21 protein-coding genes, 1 tRNA gene and 1 pseudogene are annotated in these 23,998 nt (G+C 70.4%); 18 read left to right on the top strand and 5 right to left on the bottom strand.

The annotated features are described in order from the left end of the window. The first annotated feature begins 74 nt into the window (after positions 1-74). The 7 genes from MF408_RS08000 (at position 75) to MF408_RS07970 (ending at position 8,347) form a co-directional block, all read left to right on the top strand. Complete coding sequence (locus MF408_RS08000; protein WP_240250940.1) at positions 75-1,331, top strand: sodium/proton-translocating pyrophosphatase; 1,257 nt, start codon at positions 75-77, stop codon at positions 1,329-1,331. A 74-nt stretch (positions 1,332-1,405) separates the two neighbouring features. Further along, positions 1,406-2,212 (top strand): M14 family zinc carboxypeptidase, encoded by an 807-nt coding sequence (locus tag MF408_RS07995; protein ID WP_240250939.1) that lies wholly within the window; start codon positions 1,406-1,408, stop codon positions 2,210-2,212. A gap of 24 nt (positions 2,213-2,236) precedes the next feature. After that, entirely contained in the window at positions 2,237-3,730 is a 1,494-nt protein-coding gene (locus MF408_RS07990) for a class I SAM-dependent methyltransferase (RefSeq protein ID WP_240250938.1), read from the top strand. 261 nt (positions 3,731-3,991) lie between these two features. Further along, positions 3,992-4,798, top strand: coding sequence for a hypothetical protein (locus MF408_RS07985; RefSeq protein ID WP_240250937.1), 807 nt, complete (start codon positions 3,992-3,994; stop codon positions 4,796-4,798). 142 nt (positions 4,799-4,940) lie between these two features. Next, positions 4,941-7,634: a type I DNA topoisomerase gene (topA, locus tag MF408_RS07980; protein WP_240250936.1), complete on the top strand. Its 2,694-nt coding sequence runs from the start codon at positions 4,941-4,943 to the stop codon at positions 7,632-7,634. Positions 7,635-7,701: 67 nt separating this feature from the next. Next, positions 7,702-8,073: a hypothetical protein gene (locus MF408_RS07975; RefSeq protein ID WP_240250935.1), complete on the top strand. Its 372-nt coding sequence runs from the start codon at positions 7,702-7,704 to the stop codon at positions 8,071-8,073. Positions 8,074-8,089: 16 nt separating this feature from the next. Then, a complete protein-coding gene (locus MF408_RS07970; RefSeq protein WP_240250934.1) occupies positions 8,090-8,347 on the top strand; it encodes a hypothetical protein in 258 nt (85 codons plus the stop codon). Here the strand turns inward: MF408_RS07970 and MF408_RS07965 are convergent. Continuing rightward, positions 8,301-9,251, bottom strand: coding sequence for a BBE domain-containing protein (locus MF408_RS07965; protein ID WP_240250933.1), 951 nt, complete (start codon positions 9,249-9,251; stop codon positions 8,301-8,303). The two genes, MF408_RS07970 and MF408_RS07965, sit on opposite strands and share 47 nt — an antisense overlap. A gap of 622 nt (positions 9,252-9,873) precedes the next feature. Here MF408_RS07965 and MF408_RS07960 point away from each other — a divergent pair. The 5 genes and pseudogenes from MF408_RS07960 (at position 9,874) to MF408_RS07935 (ending at position 14,817) form a co-directional block, all read left to right on the top strand. Then, on the top strand, positions 9,874-10,641 hold the full coding sequence (locus MF408_RS07960; RefSeq protein ID WP_240250932.1) for a sensor histidine kinase: 768 nt from the start codon (positions 9,874-9,876) through the stop codon (positions 10,639-10,641). Then, a complete protein-coding gene (locus tag MF408_RS07955; RefSeq protein WP_240250931.1) occupies positions 10,638-11,300 on the top strand; it encodes a response regulator transcription factor in 663 nt (220 codons plus the stop codon). Before MF408_RS07960 ends, MF408_RS07955 begins: the two co-directional genes overlap by 4 nt. 94 nt (positions 11,301-11,394) lie before the next feature. Beyond that, on the top strand, positions 11,395-13,194 hold the full coding sequence (locus tag MF408_RS26760; RefSeq protein ID WP_345893874.1) for a DNA polymerase III subunit delta': 1,800 nt from the start codon (positions 11,395-11,397) through the stop codon (positions 13,192-13,194). Between the two features lie 677 nt (positions 13,195-13,871). After that, a pseudogene (locus tag MF408_RS07940) lies at positions 13,872-14,654 on the top strand (alpha/beta fold hydrolase); the annotation flags it as partial. Next, positions 14,572-14,817 carry an alpha/beta hydrolase gene (locus MF408_RS07935; protein WP_240251738.1) on the top strand — a complete coding sequence of 82 codons (246 nt, stop codon included), beginning with the start codon at positions 14,572-14,574 and terminating at the stop codon, positions 14,815-14,817. The pseudogene MF408_RS07940 and the gene MF408_RS07935, both read left to right, overlap by 83 nt. Before the next feature lie 20 nt (positions 14,818-14,837). Here the strand turns inward: MF408_RS07935 and MF408_RS07930 are convergent, their stop codons facing one another. Next, on the bottom strand, positions 14,838-15,755 hold the full coding sequence (locus tag MF408_RS07930; RefSeq protein WP_240250930.1) for a LysR family transcriptional regulator: 918 nt from the start codon (positions 15,753-15,755) through the stop codon (positions 14,838-14,840). Positions 15,756-15,872: 117 nt separating this feature from the next. Between MF408_RS07930 and MF408_RS07925 the strand changes: the two genes are divergently transcribed. After that, positions 15,873-16,064, top strand: coding sequence for a hypothetical protein (locus tag MF408_RS07925; RefSeq protein ID WP_240250929.1), 192 nt, complete (start codon positions 15,873-15,875; stop codon positions 16,062-16,064). Between the two features lie 113 nt (positions 16,065-16,177). Then, positions 16,178-16,250: transfer RNA gene (locus MF408_RS07920), tRNA-Thr, on the top strand. 347 nt (positions 16,251-16,597) lie between these two features. Here the strand turns inward: MF408_RS07920 and MF408_RS07915 are convergent. From MF408_RS07915 to MF408_RS07905, 3 genes are all read right to left on the bottom strand, one after another. Next, positions 16,598-18,568, bottom strand: a complete 1,971-nt coding sequence (locus MF408_RS07915; RefSeq protein WP_240250928.1) for a hypothetical protein — start codon at positions 18,566-18,568, stop codon at positions 16,598-16,600. 47 nt (positions 18,569-18,615) lie between these two features. After that, on the bottom strand, positions 18,616-19,113 hold the full coding sequence (locus MF408_RS07910; RefSeq protein ID WP_240250927.1) for a hypothetical protein: 498 nt from the start codon (positions 19,111-19,113) through the stop codon (positions 18,616-18,618). 120 nt (positions 19,114-19,233) lie between these two features. Beyond that, entirely contained in the window at positions 19,234-20,049 is an 816-nt protein-coding gene (locus tag MF408_RS07905; protein WP_240250926.1) for a hypothetical protein, read from the bottom strand. A 520-nt stretch (positions 20,050-20,569) separates the two neighbouring features. Here MF408_RS07905 and MF408_RS07900 point away from each other — a divergent pair. The 4 genes from MF408_RS07900 (at position 20,570) to MF408_RS07885 (ending at position 23,434) form a co-directional block, all read left to right on the top strand. After that, positions 20,570-21,517, top strand: a complete 948-nt coding sequence (locus MF408_RS07900) for a site-specific integrase (protein ID WP_240250925.1) — start codon at positions 20,570-20,572, stop codon at positions 21,515-21,517. 68 nt (positions 21,518-21,585) lie between these two features. Further along, entirely contained in the window at positions 21,586-21,846 is a 261-nt protein-coding gene (locus MF408_RS07895; RefSeq protein ID WP_240250924.1) for a hypothetical protein, read from the top strand. A 608-nt stretch (positions 21,847-22,454) separates the two neighbouring features. Beyond that, positions 22,455-22,793, top strand: a complete 339-nt coding sequence (locus MF408_RS07890) for a hypothetical protein (protein ID WP_240250923.1) — start codon at positions 22,455-22,457, stop codon at positions 22,791-22,793. Continuing rightward, entirely contained in the window at positions 22,790-23,434 is a 645-nt protein-coding gene (locus MF408_RS07885) for a reverse transcriptase domain-containing protein (RefSeq protein WP_345893927.1), read from the top strand. The genes MF408_RS07890 and MF408_RS07885 overlap by 4 nt, the downstream gene beginning before the upstream one ends. Positions 23,435-23,998 lie beyond the last annotated feature (564 nt).

Raw genomic sequence — 23,998 nt, 5'->3', positions numbered from 1 at the left:
GCCCGGCGACTGGGCCGACCTCGGCACCGGCGCCGAGGCCGACGTCTCGCCCGCCGTGTTCGCCGCCGGGGCGGGTGCTGATCGGCATCGTGCTCGCAGCCGCGATCCTCGCGCTCACCGGCTACTTCACCGGCACCGAGCACCGGCCGGTCAAGGACGTCGGCCGCACCTCGCTCACCGGTCACGCGACGGTGATCCTGTCCGGCCTGTCGGTCGGCTTCGAGTCCGCGGTCTACACCGCCATCGTGATCGGCGCCGCCGTCTTCGGTGCCGCGCTGCTGGCCGGTGGCTCCGGCGGTCTGGCGCTGTTCGCCGTCGCCCTCGCCGGTTGTGGCCTGCTGACGACCGTCGGCGTCATCGTCGCGATGGACACGTTCGGGCCGGTCTCCGACAACGCCCAGGGCATCGCGGAGATGTCCGGCGAGGTCGGCGAGGAGGGCGCGCAGATCCTCACCGAGCTCGACGCGGTCGGCAACACCACCAAGGCCATCACCAAGGGCATCGCGATCGCCACCGCCGTCCTGGCAGCGAGCGCGCTGTTCGCGTCGTACACCCAGAGCGCGTTCGCCGAGGCGGGCCGGTTCGCCGCCGAGGTCGAGGAGAGCTTCGTGGTCTACGACGCCAAGCTCATCGTCGGCGCCCTCCTCGGCGCGAGCGTGGTGTTCCTGTTCTCCGGCCTGGCGATCAACGCGGTCGGCCGGGCGGCGGGCGCGGTGGTCTACGAGGTGCGCCGGCAGTTCCGCGAGATCCCCGGGATCATGGAGGGCACCGGGCGGCCGGAGTACGGCAAGGTCGTCGACATCGTCACCCGCGACTCGCTGCGGGAGCTGGCGACCCCCGGCATCCTCGCGATCCTCGCGCCGGTCGCCGTGGGCTTCGGCCTCGGTGTCGGCCCACTCGCCGGCTTCCTCGTGGGCGCGATCGCGACCGGCACGCTGATGGCGGTGTTCCTCGCCAACGCCGGCGGCGCCTGGGACAACGCCAAGAAGCTGGTCGAGGACGGGCACCACGGCGGCAAGGGCTCGGAGGCCCACGCCGCCACGGTGACCGGTGACACCGTCGGCGACCCGTTCAAGGACACCGCCGGCCCGGCGATCAACCCGCTGCTCAAGGTGATGAACCTGGTGTCGCTGCTGATCGTCGGCGCGGTGGTCAGCCTCTCCTACGGCGACGACGAGAACGACCTGCTGCGGATCGCGATCGCGGTGCTCGCCGCGGCCGGCATCGCTGCGGCCGTCTACGTCTCCAAGCAGCGTGAGTCGCAGCTGGACGACGAGGTCGGCGGCACGCCGGCGCAGAGCCCGCCGCCCGCACCGGTGGAGACGCCGTAGCAACAGCGGCCCGTACGACGGCCCGGACCGTGCTCGGCACGGCCCGGGCCGTCGTCGTTCCCTAGGGTGTGCCCATGCGGACGCTCGGGGCCCACGCCCTCCCTGCCCTCCTCTCCACCTTGTTGGTCGCCGGCCAGCTCACCGGCGGCCCCGCCGGCGCCGTCGCGCCGCCCGTGATGGCGGCCGCCTCCGTCGGCGGCGACGAGGCGCGGGACTGGTTCGTCAAGCGGGTCGAGACGATTGGCAGCTCGCGGCGCGACCGGCCGATCCGCGCGTGGTACCGCGGCGACCGCGAGGCCGACCACGTGCTGGTGGTGCTCGGCCAGATGCACGGGGACGAGAAGGCCGGCCGGCGCACGGCCCAGTGGGTGCGGGCGAACGTCCGGCCCCGGCGCGGCACCGGTGTCTGGGTGGTGCCGACGATGAACCCCGACGGCAACCGCCGCGGCACCCGCCAGAACGCCCGCGGCGTCGACCTCAATCGCAACTGGCCGACCAGCGGCTGGAGCCGCGGCCCGCGCGGCTCGCGCTACTGGGGCGGTCCGCGGCCGGCCAGCGAGCCGGAGACCCGCGCGATGATGCGGTTCCTGCGCCGGGTGCGGCCCGCCTACGTGGCCTCCATCCACCAGCCGCTGCACGCGGTCGGCAAGGGCGGCGGCGACCTGCCGTGGCAGCGGCGCCTCGCCCGTGAGCTCGCGCTGCCGCTGCGCCACCTCGGTGTCGGCAACCCGTCGGGCACGGTGTCGCCGACCCTCACCGGCTGGTACAACGCGCGCCACCGCGGCGTCGCCACGACGATCGAGTACGGCTACCACCCCTCCCGCCGCTACGTCACGGTCAAGGCGGGGCGCGGCATCTGCCGCGCGGCCCGCGTGCTGTGAGCCGCCTCCCCTAACGTCGTACCCGTGACTCCCGACCTCGCCGCGCCGCTGCGCTACGCCCTGCTGGAGGCCGACTTCGGCTACGACGCGGTCGCCGACCTGCTGGGCGCCGAGGCGCACGCAGCGCTCTCCCGCAACGAGACGACGCCCGCGGCGCGCCGGGTGGCGGCGGCGCCGGCCGACGCGGGTCCGCTCGCGACGCTGGTGCGCCTCTTCCTCCTCCAGCACGCCGTGCCGGCCGCCGACGCCGAGCGGGCACTGCCCGGCGGGCTGGTCGACCGGCTCGCCGCGGCCGGCGTGCTCGCGCAGTCGGTGGGCGAGGTGGCCGCCCGCATGGACTGCCGGCCGTACGCGACCGACGACGGCACCGACCTGTGGGTGGTCAGCGACCTGACGCCCGGCCTCGACGGCGCTCCGCACCGCGTGACCCCCGACTACGTGCTCGGCATCAGCCCGGCGTCGACCTCGCTCGCCCAGCTGACCCTCCGGCACGAGGTCGGCACCGCCCTCGACCTCGGCACCGGGTGCGGCGTCCAGGCGCTGCACCTGGCGGTCCACAGCGACCGGGTGGTCGCGACCGACGTCAACCCGCGGGCCCTGGCGGTGGCCCGGTTCAACGCCGCGCTCAACGAGGTGGACGCGCGCGTCGAGGTGCGTGACGGGTCGTTCTTCGAGCCGGTGGCCGGCGAGCGGTTCGACCTGATCGCGACCAACCCGCCGTTCGTCATCTCGCCGGCCACCGGCGAGCGCCTCGTCTACCGGGACTCGGGGCTCCCCGGCGACCGCGTCGTCGAGCACGTCGTGCGCACCGCGCCGGGCCACCTCACCGAGGGCGGGTGGTGCCAGGTGCTCGCCAACTGGGTGATCGCCGCCGACCGGCCGTGGGACGAGCGGCTCGCCGCGTGGCTGCCCGACGACTGCGACGCGCTCGTCGTGCAGCGCGAGGTGCTCGACCCCGCCGCCTACGTCGAGCTCTGGCTCAAGGACTCCGGCCACCACGGCGGCCCCGACTACGCCGCCCGCTACGACACCTGGCTCTCCTGGCTGGAGGAGCAGGGTGTCGGCGGCATCGGGTTCGGCTGGATCAACCTGCACCGGACGGGCGGGGGCGGCGGCGTGCGGGAGCTCCTGGACTGGCCCTACGACGTCGAGCAGCCGATCGCGCCGGCGGTCGCCGGGTGGCTGGACGCCCGCCGCGCCCCGGTCGGCCTCGACGCGCGGCCGGTCGTGCGGCCCGACGTCCGCCAGGAGACGCTCGGGCCGGTCGGCGCGGCGGACCCGGCGACGATCCTGCTCCGGCAGCAGCGCGGCCTGCGCCGGGCCCGCCAGGTCGACACGGTCGTCGCGGCCGTCGTCGGCGCCTGCGACGGCGAGCTCACCCTCGGCCGGATCCTCGCCGCCGTGGCGCAGCTGCTCGACCTCGACCCGGCGGCGGTCGTCCGCGACCACCTGCCGGTGGTCGCGGAGCTGGTGGCCGAGGGATACCTCGGTCTCGACGCGCCGGCTGGGGCACACTGACCCCCGTGAGCAGTGCCGGCTGGTATCCCGATCCCTCTGGTCGACCGCACACCTACCGCTACTGGGACGGCACGTCCTGGAGTGCCGCGACCTCGACCGACCCGACCGTCCCGCCGCCGGGGCTCGCCCCCGCCACCGCCGCCGCCGCCGGTCGCTCCGCCCGGCCAGCCGCCGACGTACCCCCAGCAGCCCTACCCGCAGCAGCCCTACCCCCAGCCGTACGGCGGGTTGCCGCCGTCCCCGCCACCCGGCCGGTCCGGGGTGGGCCGGACCGTCGGGCTGGTCGTGCTCGCCGTGCTGGTCGTCGTCGGGCTCGGGATCGGCGGCTACCTCGGGGTCAGCGCCCTCGTCGGCGACGACGGCGACGCCGACGCGGGCCGCGACGGGAGCAGCCGGACGACCGACGCGCCGACCGAGGACACCACGGGGACCGACCCGACCGAGGACGCCACCGACGACCCCACCGACGGCACCACCGCCCTCGAGGAGCCGACCGAGCCCAGCACCGAGCAGTGCACCGGCGGCGACCCGACCCCCACGACGACTCCGCCCGCCGGTGCGAGGAACGTCAGCGGCGGCGGGCTGACGATGCCGGTGCCGCGCGGGTACGAGCCCAACGTCGACTACGCCATGCCGTTCACGTGGGCCGACGACTTCACCCCGGTGCAGAAGGTGATCGAGATCGGGGACGAGCAGCAGTACGGCTGGGTCTCGATCTACGGCGTCGGCGGCCTCGCCCGCGGCAACGGGTTCGACGACCCGGCGCAGGCGGCGGAGGCGGTCATGCAGTGCATGGCGGCCAGCTCCGACCTCTACAGCAGCTTCACCGGGCGCACCGACGTCTCCGCCGGCCCGGTCACGGTCGACGGCCACGAGGCGCACCAGGTGACCGCGGAGCTGCGGGTCGACGACCCGCGGCTGGAGGCGACCGGCGACCTGGCCCAGGTGGTCGTCGTCGACACCGGCGACCCGGAGACCCTCGGGCTCTACATCACCGTGGTGCCCCTCGGCGACGACGCGCTCGCCCGGGAGCAGGCGCGGATGGTGGACCGGATCCGCGTCCGCTGAGCGGTCGGCCGGCGCCGGTGCGGCGTCCACCGGACCGGTCTTCCTGACGGGGTACTGGACACCACGCGCTACCGTGATCGGCCGTGAGCCCCCGTCCGGTGCTCCGAGCCGCAACCCCGCACCGTCCAGAAGTAGGTCCCCCGTGTCCCACAAGTTGGTGATCGTCGAGTCACCGGCCAAGGCCCGCACCATCGGCGGGTACCTCGGCGACGGCTACGTCGTCGAGTCCTCGATCGGTCACATCCGTGACCTGCCCAACAACGCGGCGGACACGCCGGCGAAGATCAAGGACAAGCCCTGGGGCCGGCTCGCGGTCGACGTGGAGCACGACTTCACGCCCTACTACGTCGTGCCGCGGGACAAGAAGTCGCACATCTCCAAGCTCAAGAGCCTGCTCAAGGACGCCGACGCGCTCTACCTCGCCACCGACGAGGACCGGGAGGGCGAGGCGATCGCCTGGCACCTCCTCGACGAGCTCAAGCCCAAGAACATCCCCGTGCACCGGATGGTGTTCCACGAGATCACCCGGCCGGCGATCCTCGCCGCCGTCGAGAACCCCCGCGCGATCAACGACGACCTGGTCGAGGCGCAGGAGGCCCGCCGGATCCTCGACCGGCTCTACGGCTACGAGGTCTCGCCGGTCCTGTGGCGCAAGGTGATGTCCGGTCTGTCGGCCGGCCGGGTGCAGTCGGTGGCCACCCGGCTGGTGGTCGACCGCGAGCGGGAGCGGATGCGGTTCCGCGTCGCGTCCTACTGGGACCTCGAGGGCACCTTCGACGCCGGCGAGAAGCACGACCAGCGGATGTTCCCGGCCAAGCTGTACTCCCTCGACGGCAAGCGGGTCGCCTCCGGTTCGAACTTCGGCCCCGACGGGCGGCTCAAGGCGGGCGCCGACGTCGTCCACCTCGACCGGGCGCGGGCCGAGTCGCTGGTCTCGGCGCTGCAGGACACGGCGTACGACGTCCGGTCGGTCGAGTCGAAGCCCTACAAGCGGTCGCCGTACGCGCCGTTCCGCACCACCACGCTGCAGCAGGAGGCCAGCCGCAAGCTCGGCATGAGCGCCTCGGTCGCGATGTCGGTGGCCCAGCGGCTCTACGAGAACGGCTTCATCACCTACATGCGCACCGACTCCACGACGCTGTCCGACAGCGCCGTGGCGGCCGCCCGGCAGCAGGTCCGGGAGCTCTACGGGGCGGAGTACCTGCCCGACCGGCCGCGGGTCTACGCGTCGAAGGTCAAGAACGCCCAGGAGGCGCACGAGGCGATCCGGCCCGCCGGCGACACCTTCCGCACGCCCGGCGAGACCGGGCTCACCGGCGACCAGTTCCGGCTCTACGAGCTGATCTGGATGCGCACCGTGGCGTCCCAGATGAGGGACGCCGTGGGGCAGACCGTCTCGGTGCGGCTCGGCGGCCAGGCCGCCACCGGCGAGGACGTCGTGTTCTCCGCGTCCGGCCGCGTGATCACCTTCCACGGCTTCCTCCGGCTCTACGTCGAGGGCACCGACGACTCCGCGGCCGCCAAGGACGACCAGGAGACCCGGCTGCCGGCGCTCACCGAGGGCGACGCCGTCTCGGCCGCGTCGCTGGCGGCCAACGGCCACGAGACCAAGCCGCCCGCGCGCTACACCGAGGCCACGCTGATCAAGGAGCTGGAGGACCGCGAGATCGGCCGGCCCTCGACGTACGCCTCGATCATCGGCACCATCCTCAACCGCGGCTACGTCTACAAGAAGGGCACCGCGCTGGTTCCGGCCTGGCTGGCGTTCTCGGTGGTCCGGCTGCTGGAGGAGCACTTCCCGCGGCAGGTGTCCTACGAGTTCACCGCCGTGATGGAGGACGTGCTCGACGAGATCGCCCACGGGCGGCGCGACCGGGTGACCGAGCTCAAGGAGTTCTACTACGGCTCCGAGCGGGTCGAGGGCCTGCACCAGCTCGTCACCGGGCTCGGCGAGATCGACGCGCGCGAGCTCTCGACGTTCCCGATCGGCGAGCCGGAGGACGGGATCCACCTGCGGGTGGGCAAGTTCGGCCCCTACCTCGAGGGCCCCGGCGACGACGGCGAGGCGTTCGCCAAGCGCGCCAACGTCCCCGACGACCTGCCGCCCGACGAGCTCACCGTCGCCAAGGCCAAGGAGCTGCTGGCCAACCCGGCGGGCGAGGAGATCCAGCTCGGCCGGCACCCGGAGACGGGGCTCGAGGTCGTCGCCAAGAACGGCCGGTTCGGCCCGTACGTCACCGAGCTGCTGCCCGACGACGCCCCCAAGAACGCCAAGCCGCGCACCGGCTCGCTACTGAAGTCGATGTCGCTGGACACTATGACCCTCGACGACGCGGTCAAGCTGCTCGCGCTGCCCCGCGTCGTCGGCGCCGACCCCGAGTCCGGCGAGGAGATCACCGCCCAGAACGGCCGCTACGGGCCCTACCTGAAGAAGGGCAGCGACTCCCGGTCGCTGGCGACCGAGGAGCAGATCTTCACGATCACCCTCGACGAGGCGCTCAAGATCTACGCCCAGCCCAAGCAGCGCGGCCGGGCCGCGGCCGCGCCCCCGCTGAAGGAGCTCGGCAACGACCCGGTGTCGGGTCAGCCGGTCGTCGTCAAGGCCGGCCGGTTCGGCGAGTACGTCACCGACGGCGAGTACAACGCCACCCTCCGCAAGGAGGACTCCGTCGAGTCGATCACGCTGGCGCGGGCGGCCGAGCTGCTCGCCGAGCGACGCGCGCGGGGCCCGGCCAAGAAGGGCGCCAAGAAGACGGCGAAGAAGGCCACCAAGAAGGCGCCGGCGAAGAAGGCCGCGAAGAAGACGACGGCCAAGAAGACGTCCAAGAAGGGCTAGCCGGCGGCGCTCTCCCCGGACGGGGTGGCCGCCGGGGGAGGGGGCAGCGGCGCCTACGATCACGGCCATGCCTCGGAAGCGCTGGTCCCGCTACACCCCGCCCAGCGACCCGCGCACCGAGGACGGCACCCGCGTGGCACGGAAGGGCCCGGCGCCCTCGTCGACCAAGCTGATCTGGGCCGGGCTCGGCGTCAGCACGCTCCTGGTCGGCGGCATCGTCGTCGGGGTCGTCACCAACGGCGACGACGAGCCGGACGACGACGTCGACACCTCGCTACTCGACCCGGTCGCCATCGCCGAGACCCTCGAGCGCGCCGAGGCCGAGATCACGGTGGGGGAGCCCGACGGCGTTCCGGCTCTCGGACTACTACCTCGAGGTCGAGTTCTACGACCGCAACGCGCAGGAGGTCCGGACCTTCCGCCAGGACACCTTCGGTGACGGGTTCTCCATCGACGTGCGGCCCAACGAGTACCCCGACTACCTCCCGCGGCCGATCGACCTCGACGACCTCGACCCGGCCGTCGTCGTCGACCTGACCGAGGACGCGATCGGGCGGGTCGCCGCCGCCCGCTCCTTCAGCCTCCGCGCCGAGGTCGAGCCGGGCGGCGGCGAGCTCCAGCTGGTGGTCGAGGCCAGGTCGGACGACTACGACGACACGGTCACGCTCACCGCGGACGGCGCCGGCCGGGTCCTCGAGGAGTCCGTCGGCTAGCCGGGTCCAGCGGCGGCACGTTGTGGTTGAGCCGGAACAGGTTGCCCGGGTCGTAGGCCCGCTTGACCGCGGCGAGCCGGAGCCGGGTCGCCCTCGGGTAGACCGCGGCCACGTCCTCGGCCTCCGCCGCGCCCTGGAACCCGACGTACGCACCGGTGCCGAGCGCCGAGACGTCGCGCCACGGGCCGAGCACGCGGTCGACGTCGGCGTCCGTGGCCGTCGGCGGCAGGGGCACCATCCCGACGACCATCGCCTCGGCGTCGCGGTGGGCGAACGCCGTGGCGTCGGCCGGCACCCGGGCGACCGCCCCGCCGAGGCTGCGCACCGCGACGGCGGCGGGCGCCGGACCGCGGTGGAACCGGTCGACGGCGGCGACGACCTGCTCGTCGAGGTCGCGGACCAGGGCGTTGCGGACGACCGGCCGGACGCCCGGTGGGTGCGCCGGCGCGTCCTCGAGGACGTCGGCATAGGGCCGCTCGGAGATCGACCAGTTCGCCACCGGCCCGAGGTCGAGCAGCGGGAAGACCGCGTCCTCGTCGGCGGTCGCGCCGGGGTCGGGCGCGTGGCACAGCAGCACGGTGGCGGTGACCGGGGCGCCCGGAGCCGGGGGTGGCAGCACCAGCGTGCTCGACAGGTCGTCGGGCGCCGCCCGCATGGCGTCGCGCCAGCGGGCCAGCAGGCCGGCGGTGTCGTCGGTGCAGTAGTCGACGGAGCCGAAGCGCACCGCCGGCACCGGCTGGGCGACGAAGTCGAGGTCGACCACCACGCCGAGGTTGCCGCCGCCGCCGCGCAGCGCCCAGAACAGCGCCGGGTTCTCGGTCTCCGAGGCGCGGACCAGCCGCCCGTCCGCGGTGACGACGCGGGCGCCGACCAGGTTGTCGATCGCCAGCCCCTGCTTGCGCACCAGCCAGCCGATGCCCCCCGCCGAGGGTGAGGCCGCCGACCCCGACGGACGCGGTGTCGCCCGAGGTCAGCCCCCAGCCGTACGGCGTGAGCGCGGCCGCCACCCGGCCCCACGTCGCACCGCCGCCGACCCGGACCAGGCGTCGCGACTCGTCGACGACGTCGACCGCGTCGAGACGGGACAGGTCGACGACCAGTCCGCCGGTGTTGGTGCCGTGGCCCAGGAGGCTGTGGCCGCCGGAGCGCACGGACACCGCGAGCCGGCCACGAACCGCCTGGTCGAGCGCGGCGGCCACCTCGTCCGGGTCGCGGGGGCGGGCGATCACCGCCGGGGCGCCCTCGGCGAACGCGACGCGCGCCGCGTCGGCGTACCCCTCGTCGCCGGGGCGCAGCGTCTCGGTCACGACATCGGTCGCACGCAGGTCCATCGGGTTCCTCCTCGCTCGGTCGGGCATGGCGGAGATCCTGCGCGTCCCGGGCCCTGCGGCGCGTCCCCCCAGGGGCGACTCCTGCGCGTGCCGCCCGGGGGTCGCTGCCGCCACCGCGGTACGCCGCCGGGAGTAGGTGGCGACTACTCCCGGCGGTGGACGCGGGCCGGGCCCGAGGGTGCCTACCATCGGGCCATGGGCCACCACTCCCGCGGGATCCAGACCGTCTTCGCCGCCGGCTGGCTGGTGTCGGCCGCGGTCGGCGTGGTGGCTGTCGTCCAGTGGAGCGCGCGGCTGCGGGAGGCCGAGCAGCGGGCCGAGCAGGCCGAGCGCAGCCGCGACGAGGCCGCGCGCCGCCTGGCGGTGGAGGAGCGGCTGCGGATCGCCCGGGAGCTCCACGACTCCCTCACCCACAGCATCTCGGTGATCAAGGTCCAGGCCGGGGTGGCCGCCCACCTGGCGCGCAAGAACGGCGAGCAGCCGTCGGAGGCCCTCCTCGCCATCCAGGCCGCCAGCACCGAGGCGGTGCGCGAGCTGCGCGCCACGCTCGACGTGCTCCGCCGCGACGACGACCACGGCAGCGGCCTCGACCGGCTGCCCGCCCTGGTCGAGTCGGTCCGCTCGTCCGGGCTGCCCACCACGGTCCGGGTGGTCGGGCCCCGGCGCCCGCTGCCGCCGGAGGTCGAGCAGGCGGCCTTCCGCGTCGTGCAGGAGGCGCTGACCAACACCGCCCGCCACGCCGGCCCGGCGACGGCGAGCGTCGAGATCACCTACGGCGACCGCGCCCTGACCGTCCGCGTCGAGGACGACGGCGCGGGCTCGGCACCGGGGCCGGTGCCCGGCTACGGCCTGGTCGGGATGCGCGAGCGCGTGACCGCGCTGGGCGGCCGGGTGACCGCCGAGCCGCTCCCGACCCGCGGGTTCCGCGTCCACGCGGAGCTCCCGCTCGACGAGGCCTCGTGATCCGGGTCGTGCTGGTCGACGACCAGCCGCTGATCCGGACGGGGATCCGCGCGCTGCTCGACGCCGAGGACGACATCGACGTCGTGGGGGAGGGCGCGACCGGCCGGGAGGCGGTCGACCTCGCGGTGGAGCTGGCGCCCGACATCGTGCTGATGGACGTGCAGATGCCGCAGATGGACGGCATCGAGGCGACCCGGCGGATCGCCGGCGACGAGCGGCTCGACGGCGTCCACGTCGTGATGCTCACCAACTACGGGCTCGACGAGTACGTCTTCAACGCGCTGCGCGCCGGCGCCTCCGGCTTCGTGGTGAAGGACACCGAGCCGGACGACCTGCTGCAGGCGCTGCGGGTGACCGTGCGCGGCGACGCGCTGCTGTCGCCCGCGATCACCCGGCGGCTGATCAGCGAGTTCGCCGCGCGTCCGGCCGACGTCCTCCCCGACGCCGACCTCGAGCTGCTCACCAACCGCGAGCGCGAGGTGGTCGCCCTCGTCGCGCACGGGCTCAGCAACGACGAGATCGCCGAGCGGATGGTGCTCAGCCCGATGACGGCCAAGACCCACGTCAGCCGGGCGATGACCAAGCTCGGCGCCCGCGACCGCGCCCAGCTGGTGGTGCTGGCCTACCAGTCCGGCCTGGTGGCCGCGCGCGGCGGCTGAGCCGGCGCCGCCCTGCGGCCGGTGCTGTGGGTGCGCTGCCCTACCTTTGGAGCCATGCAATGGCCCGGGCGCTGGACCGACACCCGGGGTCTTCGTGTGCTTCGAGGGCGGTGAGGGCTCGGGCAAGTCGACCCAGGCACGGCGGCTCCACGACGCCCTGGTGGCCGAGGGCCACGCCGTCCGGCTCACCCACGAGCCGGGCGACACCCCGGTCGGCAAGGAGCTGCGGCGGATCGTGCTGAGCCCCGAGACCGGTGACCTCGACGACCGCACCGAGGCGCTGCTCTACGCCGCCGACAAGGCCGAGCACGTCGCGACGGTGGTCGAGCCGGCGCTCGACCGGGGCGAGGTGGTCGTGACCGACCGCTACGTCGACTCCGCCCTCGCCTACCAGGGCGCGGGCCGCGCCCTCGACGCCGCCGAGCTCGAGGCGGTGGCCCGCTGGGCGACCGGCGACCTGCGCCCCCACCTGACGGTGCTCCTCGACCTCGAGCCGCAGGCCGGGCTGGGCCGGTTCGCCGAGCGCGACCGGATCGAGGGCGAGTCCCTGGAGTTCCACCAGCGGGTGCGCGAGGCGTTCCTCGCCCTGGCCGCCGCCGACCCGGCGCACTACCTCGTCCTCGACGCCCGTGGCGCGGTCGACGAGATCGCCGCGGCGGTCCGGGAGCGTGTCGCCCCCTGCTCGCGCAGGCCCGCCGGGGGCCGCGATGACCGCCACCGGTGCCGCGCCCGTGGGCTCCCCCGCGCCACCGTGTGGGACGGCCTGGTCGGGCAGCGGCCGACGATCGCCACCCTGCGGCAGGCGGTCGCCGGGCAGGGCATGAGCCACGCCTGGCTGTTCACCGGCCCGCCCGGGTCGGGCCGGTCCAACGCCGCGGTCGCGTTCGCCGCCGCGCTGCAGTGCGAGCACGGCGGGGCCGGACCGACCTGCCCCGACGGGTGCCGCGACTGCCACACCGTGCTCGCCGGAAGCCACGCCGACGTCACCGTGGTCCGCACGCAGAAGCTGTCGATCGGCGTCGACGAGGTGCGCGACCTGGTGCGCCGCGCCTCGCTGACCCCGATGGGCAAGCGCTGGCAGGTCCTCGTCGTCGAGGACGCCGACCGGCTCACCGAGCAGGCCTGCAACGCGCTGCTCAAGGCGATCGAGGAGCCCAACGACCGCACGGTGTGGATGCTCTGCGCACCGACGGTCGAGGACGTGCTGCCGACGATCCGGTCCCGGTGCCGGCTGGTCACCCTCGCGACGCCGACGTCGGCGGAGGTGGCACGGTTCCTCGAGACCCTCGGGGTCGAGCCACGACTGGCGTCGTACGCCGCCCGCGCCAGCCAGGGCCACATCGGGCGCGCCAAGGCGCTCGCGCTCGACGAGGCGGTGCGCCGGCGCCGCGACGACGTGGTCGTGATCCCCGCGCGGCTCACCTCCCTCGGCGCCTGCATGACCGCCGCGACCAAGCTGGTCGACGTCGCCAAGGCCGAGGCCGACGACATCATCACCGAGCTCGACGCCCGCGAGAAGGCCGACCTCGACGCCGCCTACGGCGTGGTCGAGCGCGGCCGGCGGCCGCGGGAGTACGGCCCCGCCCTCGCGGCGCTCGAGCGCGGGCAGAAGACCCGTGCCAAGCGGCGCCACCTCGACGTCGTCGACCGGGCGCTGACCGACCTGGTGTCGGTCTACCGCGACGCGGTCGCGCTCGGCACCGGTGCCGGCGGCGAGCTGATCAACGAGGAGATCCGCGCCGACGTCGAGCAGGTGGTGCGGACGTCGTCCCCAGGGCTGAACTTGCAGCGGATCGGTTGGATCTTCGACGCGCGCGAGCAGATGCTGGAGTTCAACGTGCCGCCCGCGCTGGCCCTGGAGTCGCTGATGGTCAGCCTCCGCGTGCCCGAGTGAGGGCGCGGAGAGCCGCAGAGCCCCTGAGACGTAGCCCCAACAGAAGCGGAGAGTCGTGAAGAAGCTGGTCGTGGCGGTCGCCGTCATCTGGGCGCTGGTGCTGGTCGCCGGCGCGGGCGTGGTGGCGGTGGTGGTGAGCGGCGACGACGAGTCGACCGGCGAGGCCGACCGGTCGCCGGAGTCGGAGTCGCCGGAGTCGTCGGGGCCGTCCGACCCCCCGTCCGTCGACGCCGACGTGCCGCCGGAGCTCGAGGAGTTCTACACCCAGCAGATCGACTGGGCCTCCTGCGGCGGCAACGAGTGCGGCACGCTCGAGGTGCCGATCGACTACGCCGACCCGGGCGTCGGGACGATCGAGGTCAGCCTGGAGCGGGCGCCCGCGACCGGCGACCGGATCGGCTCCCTGGTGGTCAACCCCGGCGGGCCCGGCGCCCCCGGCACCAGCACCGCCGAGCAGGCCGACTCCTACTTCGCGCCCGAGCTGCGCGAGCGCTACGACATCGTCGGGTTCGACCCCCGCGGCACCGGCGACTCGGCGCCCGTCGACTGCCTGAGCGACGAGGAGCTCGACGCCTACATCGCCGCCGACCCGACCCCCGACGACCGTCGGGAGGTGCGCGAGTTCGAGCGGACCCAGGCGGACTTCTGGGAGGGGCTGCGCCGCCGGCACCGGCGAGCTGCTGGGCCACGTCACCACGATCGAGGTCGCGCGCGACATGGACGTCCTCCGCGCGGTCCTGGGCGAGGAGCAGCTGCCCTACTTCGGGTTCTCCTACGGCACGCGGCTGGGCGCGACGTACGCCGAGCTGTTCCCCGACAAGGTCGGCCGGTTCGTCCTCGACGGCGCGGTCGACCCGAGCCTCCCGACGCTGGAGGGCTCGCTGAGCCAGGCGGAGGGCTTCGAGACCGCGCTGCGGGCCTACCTCGGTGACTGCGTCGAGGGCGACTGCTTCCTCGGCGACTCGGTGGAGGAGGGCCTGGGCACGATCAGCGACCTGCTGGCGCAGATCGACGAGGAGCCGCTGCCGACCAGCGACGGGCGCGACCTCACCGTCGGCAACGCCTTCTACGGCATCGTCACCCCGCTCTACGCCGAGGAGAACTGGCCGCTCCTCGACCAGGGCCTGCAGGAGGCGCTCGACGGAACCGGCGACACCTTGCTGTTCCTGTCCGACTTCTACGGCTCCCGCGAGGGCGGCCGCTACACCGACAACAGCCTCGAGGCGATCTCGGTGATCAACTGCCTCGATGACCCGTTTGCGGTCGCCACCGCCGCGGTGCCCGACTACTTCGACCGGTTCCGCGAGGCCTCGCCCACCTTCGGCGAGGTGTTCGCCTGGGGCCTCGCGAGCTGCGCGGGCATCCCGGTCGAGTCCAGTGAGCCGGAGATCGAGATCGACGGCGACGGCGCCGACCCGATCGTCGTCATCGGCACCACGCGGGACCCGGCCACGCCCTACGAGGAGGCCGTCGCGATGGCCGAGCAGCTCGCGTCCGGCGTGCTGGTCTCCCCGCGACGGCGACGGCCACACGGCGTACAACCGCGGCAACGCCTGCATCGACGACGCCGTCCACGCCTACCTGATCGACGGCACCGTGCCCGACGATGGCCTGGAGTGCTGACCCGGCCGGTTGCTGATCGATCAGGCGGGTTCGGCGATCGCCTGGATCCGCTTGGTGGCGAGCTCGATCATCAGCCGGGCGGCCGGTGACAGCGTGGCGTTGGCGCGGTGGACGATCGCGATCGTGTCGTACTGACGCGGCCGCAGCGACACCCAGCCGGCGCCCGGGGCCAGCCGGGGGAGGAGCTGCTCGGCGGCGCCCTTGTTGATCACCGAGTCCGCCAGCCCGAGCCCGACCAGCTCGACGGCGGTCTCCACGTCCTCGACCTCGATCCGGGTCTGCGGGTTGTGGCCGGTCTCGTGCACCATCCGGCGCAGCACGGTGCGTGCGGAGTCGGTGGCCCGCCAGGTGGTCTCGGCCATCACGAGTGACGCCCGGGCGAGGCGGTGGGCGGTGACCGGGCTGCTGAGCCGGTCGCGGTCGGCGGAGACGTAGACCAGCTCGTCCCGGGCGACCGGCGTCACCGCCATCCCCTCGCTGTCGACGCCCGCGACGGCGATCATCGCCGCCTCCAGGCGGCCGCGGCGCAGCTGGTCGAAGACGTCGTTGGAGTTCTGGCCGATCAGCTCCACCCGTACGCCGGGATAGCGGGCGAGCACGTCGGCCACCAGCCCTGCGCTGGCGTAGAGCCGGGCGGTGCCGAACATCCCGAACCGGATCGTGCCCGTCTCCAGCGAGCGGATGCCGGCCACGGCCCGCTCGGTCTCCTGCACCGTCGACAGCACCTTCTCGGCGTACGGCCGGAGGGTGTCGCCGGCGGTGGTGGGCACCACGCCGCGCCCGACCCGGCGGAACAGCTGGACGTCGAGCCGCCTCTCCAGCGCGCGGATCTGCTCCGACACCGACGGCTGGGAGTAGCCGAGCTCCTCGGCCGCCGCCGTCAGAGAGCCGTGCTCGTAGGTCGCGAGGAAGCAGGCCAGCTGGTGCAGGGAAAGCATAGGTCGATCCTATGTCTCGCTTCGGAAAGTGGCCCTACCCCTAGAGGTCGCGGTGTCGCACCATGGAACTGTCACCAGATCCAGACCCGGCGAGAGCCAGCAACAGGAGAGCGTCCCGTGTTCGTCCACCACTGCACCCAGTGCCACAAGCGTCAGCTGATCTTCCCCAGCCTGATCACTGCCGTCGCGCCGGGCGCCGACGACGTCCCGGTCGCCACCTTCACCTGCTGGTGCGGAGCGGAGCAGACCGCTCCCTACGGCCTCGCGCCCGCGGCCGCGGAGTCGGCCGGCCACACCCTGGCCGCCTGAGCCCGCACGATCCCCACACCGGCGGCGTCCCCCACAGGGGGCGCCGCCGGTTTCGTCTCCGGCCGAGCCCGTCGGTATGCTTCCCCGGGTTGCCCGGCGGACGCCGGAGCGACGCCGCCTTAGCTCAGTCGGTAGAGCGGCTCACTCGTAATGAGCAGGTCGTCGGTTCGATTCCGACAGGCGGCTCCGACGACGGTGGCTCTGACCAGCAGGAATGCTGATCAGAGCCACTGTGCTCTCTCGGCTCGACAGAACCGAGAGACATGTTTGCGACACGTTCCGTGCGCGGTCGGAGCTCCGACCCCCTGCTGCCAACTTGGTCGATCGACGGTCGAAACCGCCCTGGGCCGCCCGGCGCTCGGGGCCGCTCCTCTGGCGACGGTGCGGTGCGCTGCCTTTCGCCCAGAATGGCGGGACCGCTCCGCCGGTCTGCCGCTGCTCCCTTCGCGATTAGGCTGTGGCTACGTGTGAGGCACATGCTGGGGGCCTCCCCGGCTTTCCAAAGGCTCTCCGAATCGCGACGACGCCGTGGATCATGAAAGCTTCTGGAGTAGGTAACCGTCAACGACGTGGAGTGTGTGTTGCACGTCTGCAAGCATCGCGTTCAACGTCTCCAACGGTTCAGACGTGGCGAAGATGACCTGCCGATTAGGACCGCCTCCAGATGCCCGCTTGAGCAGTGCGGCGAACGAGAGGTCCTTGGCGCTCTGCTGCTTAGGTTCGTCGAAAACAACGAAGCCAGGGTGATTCGTCTTGAACTGTTCGCCCACTTCGAGCAGCCCCAGCAGATAGGACCAAATAACTCGCACCGAGTCCGAAGCCGATATGTCGGCCTGAAGGTCGAAGTCGTCGCGACGCGGAAGGTAATCGTCGTATCCGATTTGGACCATGTCGTTGCTGAAGGAGCCGAAGTCATAGGCCCGTAGCTGGTCGACAAACGAGCGGTGGAGAGCGCGCAGTTTTGCCCGGTCCTGGTCGGACAGTTCGTCCTTGGGGAGGTCCTTGAGCGCGGCCTTTACGGCAGCAGACGCGACGGCGAGGCCCTCCAACTGCACCTGCAGTTCATCGAACCGCTCAGCAACGCCTTCGAACCGCTGAAGCTGAGCGCGCAGCTCAACTCGCAACGCAGCATCCTCAGCAGTGATTCCACCGGTAGAACTCGTCAGGTCGTCACGAAGCGCCTGCACCTGGAGGTTGAGGGCGTCTCCACGTTGGCGGAGCGCGACCCAGCGCTCACGCTTGGCGATGGCGGCATGCTCGGCTTCGGTTCGCATGGCCTCGAAGAGCTCGATCTGTTTCTTGATGTAGTCGACGCTTTCCGATGCGGTCATCGTCGGCACGTCTCCGGGCAGGAGCGACTCGGGCAGATGCTGATGGCATACCGGACAGTCGGCTGCGAGTTGTTCGGTCACTGACGAGCCGAGCCCCTGCAATACGACGATGTCCTGGTGTTGTCGTAGGTCCTCGGTCAGGGAGTCGATGCGATGGCCGATGGACCGAACTTCGGTCTCATCCCGGAACAGTTCTTCGCGGAGCGCCAGGTCGAGCGCCCTCACCTGACGGGCTGCATCGAGGGTCTCGATGATGCGTGCCGAAACGCTCGCATCCCGCGCCTGGCTTGCCTCGGGGGCGTCGAGTCGTGCCAGTTCGGCGGACGCAGCAGCTACATACTCATCGAGGGGCTGCCAGGTTTCGTCACCAAGTGACACAGAGATCTCGGCTGGATGGTTCTCGTCCGGCCACGTCGTTTGCAGGCGTTCCGGCAGGCCGAGTGCCTTGAGCCCGCTGCCAGCCAGGGATTGCACGAACGCGGCGACCGACACGTGCCAGTTGTTCGCCAGCTCCGCCTCCCGTGCTCGGAGCCGCTGGCGGGTCAACTCGTACTGCCCGACTTCAAGGTCGAGGAGGAACTCGACGGCTCGTTTGCGGACTTCCGTGACGCCGCTGAATACGGGCATCTGAGCTTGGATTCCACCCCAGCCCCGTCGCTGTTCCACGAACAGCAAAGGGAAGACCTGTTCCATGTATAACTGGGAGGTGCGACCTTCCCGGGCGGGCAGTTCCGGCATCGCCCACCCGAGGAACCCGGCCAGCCACACGTGGAAGCCGCGCTCTCGTGACGCGCCGCCCTGACGCCCGACGTAGTAATCGTCGGCTGGCGTTTCCGGCGTGATGTCGTCGATGGCGGCATGCTGGACACGAACGAGATTCGGACCAAGGCTGTCATCGACGACCCATCTTGTCACCGTGGCGACCTCGCCGTTGAGGCCTTCGATTTCAACCACGACTCGCGAGGACACGACAGGCGTCTCAGCCTTAGTGGCGGGGTCGAATATAAGGCGGTCGCGCATCGCTGACGTGAGCGCGCTCGCGGGTTGGGTCGTAATCATTCGTTCCAACCCAAGCGCAAACAGGATGCTCTGCACGGCCGTCGACTTGCCGCGCGAATTCTCGGCGCGGACCACCATGAGGCCGTTGCTCAACGGGATGTCGGCGCCGAACATGCCTTGTCCAGTCTGTGCGCGGAGTCGCAGCCGACGCACCGTCAAGTTCATCGTGACCGCCATTCCAGAAGTCGCTCCACGTCTCGGTTCGACACTTTCCCGTTCACGGCGGCGAGAGCCGCCACTTCCAACTCGAGGACTCCCGCATCCCGCACCTCGGCAAGCGCGTCCCGGCCCGCGACTGTGAGCTCGAACGGCCCGCCGCCGTCCCGGGCGAGGAACCCCAGCCCACGGGCGAGGTCAAGCGCTCTGTCGAGGGCTGGCTCAAACCGAACCACAGGCATGTCGAGCAGGTCGGTGCCGCTCTTGAGATTGGTCAGCATCTCGACACGTTTTGGTGACTGGAGCGCCCAGCTGAGCACGTGCATGGCCTTCCATGACGCCTTCCCTGCTCGGCTTTTGTCGACGATGAGCATGCACACAGCCACACGGCGTTCGGGGCGGAAGTCTGGCGAGATGGGGTCGGCACGCGCGGTGAAGTTCATCGGTGCGTTAAGCCAGTCAAGCACGGCGGAGTCGTCGAGCTCGATGGGCTGCTCACTCACGGCGCCGCCTGGAACTCGAGGGGACAACGCATCAGCCACTCGCCCACTTGCCCTCGCGAGAGCCGCTGAGCGTCTCCGGGCTTCAAGCCCGCGACGCTCGTTTCCAGTTGCTTCGCGTAGTCAGCCACCACCTGCATGACTCGGTTGTGCGGCTGGGTGACGGCAAATCCGTTCTCGAACTCCAGCGCTTCTTGGCGCAGGCGTCGCTGCGCCTCGACGGATTCGCGGGTTTGCGGCATGCCCCGCAGGGCTTCCATCATTTCTTCCTTGGCGAGGAACCAGCGTGTGAGCGAGGCGCGCATGACGCCCACATCTGCGGCGGGGTGATGGTCCTTGAGGCGTTCCAACTTTTTCCAGCAACGTGGTCGCCAGCGCTGGTTCCTTCCCGCCGAAGCCGTCTACGGCCGCATCGCTCACAGTCGGCTCGGCGAGTAGGACTTGGGCGGCGGCGTCGAGGAGCGCCGCCTGGTATTGCCCTTGGTAGTCCTGTGGGGTCTTCGGCGCGATGGCGAACTTGTCGGAGATGAACGGGAGGCCCCACGAGCGGACCAGCTGCGCTCGTTTGTTGGCGTGCGCGATGACTTCGGTCGAGTGGTACTCGGGAACGATGAGGAAGTAGTGGTCAAGGACGGTCCCGTCGAGAAGGGCGACCAGTGCGTCCTTGTTCTTCTTCAACTTGCTGGTGTCGCGGGTGAGTTTCGCCTTTTGCTTGTCGGTGCGGGCGCGCAGCGTGAGGGAGTCCTTGTCTGCGTAGCACTGGTAACCGATGCCGTCGGTCGAGAACCCTTCGAGTCCCTTGTCTCCACCCATCGCAGCAGGGAAGTAACGCAGGTTCTCCGGCGGATACCGACGCTGCAGGAGACTCCAGACGAATGCCTCGAAATCGTCTCCAGAAGGCAGGGCTGGAATGCCTTGCAGGGGGTCGGGCAGCGTCATGGTTCTGGAGCGTAGTGGCGCAGCCGACGGCCTGTGGTCGAACCGACGCAGATGCCCCGGCTGGATCCTCTTTACCTGCCCCGTACCCCCTGCCGACGGACCGCGTCGTACCGCCGCCTGTTCCCCGGGGTCGATCTCCTTGGCAAGATGTACTAGACAAGCCCCCAGTGTTTACATCCACGTTTACATCCACGCTGGTGGTCATGGATGGCAACTGGATGATGTCAGAACTGAAGGCAGGCCTCGCCGAGTTCGAGCGAGAGCTTCGCGGGTCCGGACTGAGCGAGAACACGGTCCACACCTACGTCGATCGGGCCGAGCGATTCCTCCGATACCTGGCGGGCGAGTACCACCCAGGTCGGTGAACCACGACCGCGTCATTGCGCCGCTTGCGCGGCTTCGTGGCAGCCGACTCATCAACACCGTCGAGTGCCATTGCTGCGCGTAGCGTCGGTTCTCTGACCTCGTCGGGTCGACGGCGAGCACGGCAGGTCACCTCGGCATCGCCGCGGAGAACTACATGACCAGCCAACACGCCCCTCGCGACCTGCTGCCGTTCCAGCCTGCCAAGATGACGCCCGCGCAACCCGCCGCCGTCTCGTTCCTCGCCCGCTATTCCGGACCGACTCACCACCTGTACGCCTACCAGCTGCGCCGGTGGTTCGCCTGGTGCGAGACCAACGGGATCGACGCCTTGATCGGCGTGGAGCGTGCACACGTCGAGCTCTACATCCGCTCATTGACCGAAAGCGGCCTGATGGCCTCATCCGTGGTCACACTGATGCATGGGGTACGCGGATACTTCCGCTTCGCCCACATCGACGCACTCACGCCGACCGACCCAGCGGTCTACGCCCGACTACCCGAGGTGCATCGCGATGAATCGCGTACCCAAGGGCTCGACCGGCTCGAGCTCATCCGGTTCCTTCAGGTCGCTCAGACGATCTCCGTCCATCACGGTGCTCTCGCGCATCTTCTTGGTATCAACGCCCTGCGAGCCTCGGAGGCGGCGGCGGTCCGGATCGAGGACTACGCCGAGACGCTGCGCGGCCACCGCGTCCTGCGCAGGTCGGCAAGGGCAACAAGCCCGCCACCATGCCAATCACTGTCCCGGTTCTTCGAGTGCTCGAGGCATGCCGAGGCGAGCGGAGCGCCGGACCCCTCATCCTGCGTCCGCTCACCGGCAAGCCGGTTGATCGCCGTGACGTCTATCGGATGGTCCAGCGCATCGCCCGGGCCGCAGCGATTCCGCGACACATCAGCCCTCACTCGCTGCGCCACGCCGCGATCACCAACGCCCTCGACGCTGGCGTCCCGCTGCGGGACGCCCAGATCCTCGCTCGGCATGCCGACCCGCGAACCACCGAGCACTACGACCGTGCCCGAGGAAACCTCGACCGCCACGGCGTCCACTTCCTCACCGCGTACGTCGCAGACGTATAGCTTCCGCGGGACGCCGCCCAGATAGGGGTGGTCGTCGATCGGGGCAAGCGAGAGTGCGGACGCGGGACCAGTGGGCCCGCTAGGCTCCGGTCCATGGACCAGGGTGATGCCACGCCCCCCGAAGTGCTCGGCGTGACTGAGGCCACTGGGCCGGTTCTCGCCCTTCTCGACGAGAGTTACTCACCATTCGTTGCGGCGGCGGCAACGGTCATCGAGGAGACGGACGCAGATCGGCTGAACTCGGCAATCTCAAGAGTCCATGACGATGTCCAAGGACGCTTCTACCTGGACGGTCTGGAGAGTTTTTCTCGAATTTCGAGAGCGCGGATTTCACGCTACTTCAGATCCGTTTGAGGTGCGTATTGAGTTTATCGCGTTCCTCGCAAGAGCCCTAGAGTTCAAATCCTTGATCGTCTACAGCGATAAAACGTTGCGCAAGGACCTGTCTGAGAAGCGGCTTCTCATGATTGCCACTCACAGGCTGGCGCGCGACATTATTCGCACCTACCGAGGTCGTCCGAAAATTACCTTCCTTTTTCGAGTCGGCTCATGCAATGGATCGCTACACAGAGCGGGTAGTCCTTCAAGCGGCACAATCACTCAAGGGTCCGACCCCCGCGATCGATGTCAAGTTCGGCGTCAAGCGTCAGCCCGATCTTCTTGCGCTTCCGGACTACGTCCTGCATGTCTTCAACCAATGGCTCGCAACAAAATCGGGTGGAATCGGCGCAGTCGACCCGGCGGACAACAAGTCAAGATCGTTCAGAGCAATCCTCGGGTCGGTTTCGTCGGCGCGCAATCTCGATAGCTCTCGAGTTATCCGTCGGACGACGCTGCGATGACTCGACTGCGATACGCTTGGACCTGCGCCGGGAGTGGAGCCAGGTGGTGTGCGAGTTCGCACGCGTTAGGACTGAGTAGCAGGCGCAGGGCCCACTCCCGGTCGCACCAGGCAGTGCCGAGTGCCTGACCTTTCCGAAATCGCATACCTAAGCAGCCTCCATCCCGATGAGCTTCGGCGGTGGGGCGGTTTGGTGAAGACTGGCTCGGGCTTCACGCGAATCACGATCCCTCAAACACGACGCCGTCCACGCGAGGTTCTGAGGCCGACCGTCCACCTCGACCGCGTTCTCAAGCAACTGCGCGGCGGCCTGACACTTGCGTCCAGGTATGCGCCTCCGAAGGAGGTTCATGGCTTCATCAAGGGTCGCGACATCGCGACCAACGCCGCCGTCCACCTAGGTAAGGACGTCGTCCTTCGGGTTGACCTGAAGGACTTTTTGGAACAGTCGACCGACTGAAGCTGACGCAGGCTCTGGGCGACTTCGACTTCGACCTGGAAGCGGCTAGCGCGGTCGCAGATATCGCGCTCGTCGACGACTCCCTGGCACAGGGATTCAGCACGAGTCCTCTATTGTCGAATCTCGCATTCGCAGCCACTGACGTCGTGATCTCCGACTTCGCCAAGGTCGAGGGCGTTGCTTATACTCGCTATGTCGACGACTTGACTTTCTCTGGGGCGGTCGACCTAGTGAATGACGACTTTCTTGCCGAGCTCGACCAACGCCTTGGCGGATTGGGTTGGCGAGTCAACTCCAAGAAGACCCGTTTCATGAGAAGAGGCAAGCCCCAGTTCGTCACGGGCCTGTACGTTGGCGACAGCGCGAGCCCGCATATCCCCCGCCAAATGAAGAGACTTCTTCGCAGAGAGGTCTACTTCGCATCGAAATTCGGCGTCCGGAGCGCTAGGCGCATGTCCCCTACGCCCATAGAGCCTGATCGCCTGCACGGCTGGGTGCACTATGCCGCGCATGTCGACCCTGTCTTCGGTGCGCGCTTGCGAGCGATGTGGAATGAGATTCCGACGCGGCACCCCGAGCAGCCCTCGTCTCGCGAATGGGATCGGATCCTTGAGGAGATAAACTTCCCCACCGGCTGGTGACGACGTGCGCCCCGCTGCATCGATAACAGACTGACCCGACGCGCCACGAGCAGTAGCGCATCCACGTGACTGGTGCACGAATCGGTGCCATCTGACGTGGCCCATTCCGCCGCGTACTATTCGGTCAACGCGCTCGGGGCGAGCTACATCCGTGACCCTCGGATCAGACTCGCTACCTCCTGCAGCCGTCGTGCAGCAGCGTTCAACTTGCGGCTGCGTTCATCGTTGCCCACGATCGGAAACTCGGCTCCCGCCGGGTCCTGCATGTCGGCAATCTGTAGTACTGCGTCCTCCAGCAGAGAGATCCGATGCTCCAATGAGGTCGATTCCATGTATCCGACCGTATCCCCGTCGACGTCCATCAGGAGCCCCGGCTTAGGAAGCGAAATCCTGGCAACCAGCATGCTCGCGAAACAGGAGTGTCACTCCACCGCGTGTGGCACGTCCAGTCGGCCGGATACGCAGCGCCGTAGCCTTCGACCGACCGTGCTGGTCGATGGGAAGGTGTTCGGCTCAGGCGCCTGAGCGTCTCCTTGGTGCCTAGTAGAGCCGCGGCACCGAAGC

This window comes from Nocardioides sp. TF02-7 (assembly GCF_022437945.1).
In the GTDB taxonomy this organism is placed as follows: domain Bacteria; phylum Actinomycetota; class Actinomycetes; order Propionibacteriales; family Nocardioidaceae; genus Nocardioides.
Note: the sequence above shows the minus strand (reverse complement) of the source record. Positions and strands in the feature narration are given on the sequence as shown.

Excerpts from the sequence above, each read along its gene's own strand:
- MF408_RS07930 (WP_240250930.1), bottom strand. The coding sequence starts at position 15,755 with ATGCTTTCCCTGCACCAGCTGGCCTGCTTCCTCGCGACCTACGAGCAC.
- MF408_RS07995 (WP_240250939.1), top strand. The coding sequence starts at position 1,406 with ATGCGGACGCTCGGGGCCCACGCCCTCCCTGCCCTCCTCTCCACCTTG.
- MF408_RS07905 (WP_240250926.1), bottom strand. The coding sequence starts at position 20,049 with ATGACGCTGCCCGACCCCCTGCAAGGCATTCCAGCCCTGCCTTCTGGA.
- MF408_RS07900 (WP_240250925.1), top strand. The coding sequence starts at position 20,570 with ATGACCAGCCAACACGCCCCTCGCGACCTGCTGCCGTTCCAGCCTGCC.
- MF408_RS07960 (WP_240250932.1), top strand. The coding sequence starts at position 9,874 with ATGGGCCACCACTCCCGCGGGATCCAGACCGTCTTCGCCGCCGGCTGG.
- MF408_RS07895 (WP_240250924.1), top strand. The coding sequence starts at position 21,586 with ATGGACCAGGGTGATGCCACGCCCCCCGAAGTGCTCGGCGTGACTGAG.
- MF408_RS07915 (WP_240250928.1), bottom strand. The coding sequence starts at position 18,568 with ATGTTCGGCGCCGACATCCCGTTGAGCAACGGCCTCATGGTGGTCCGC.
- MF408_RS07975 (WP_240250935.1), top strand. The coding sequence starts at position 7,702 with ATGCCTCGGAAGCGCTGGTCCCGCTACACCCCGCCCAGCGACCCGCGC.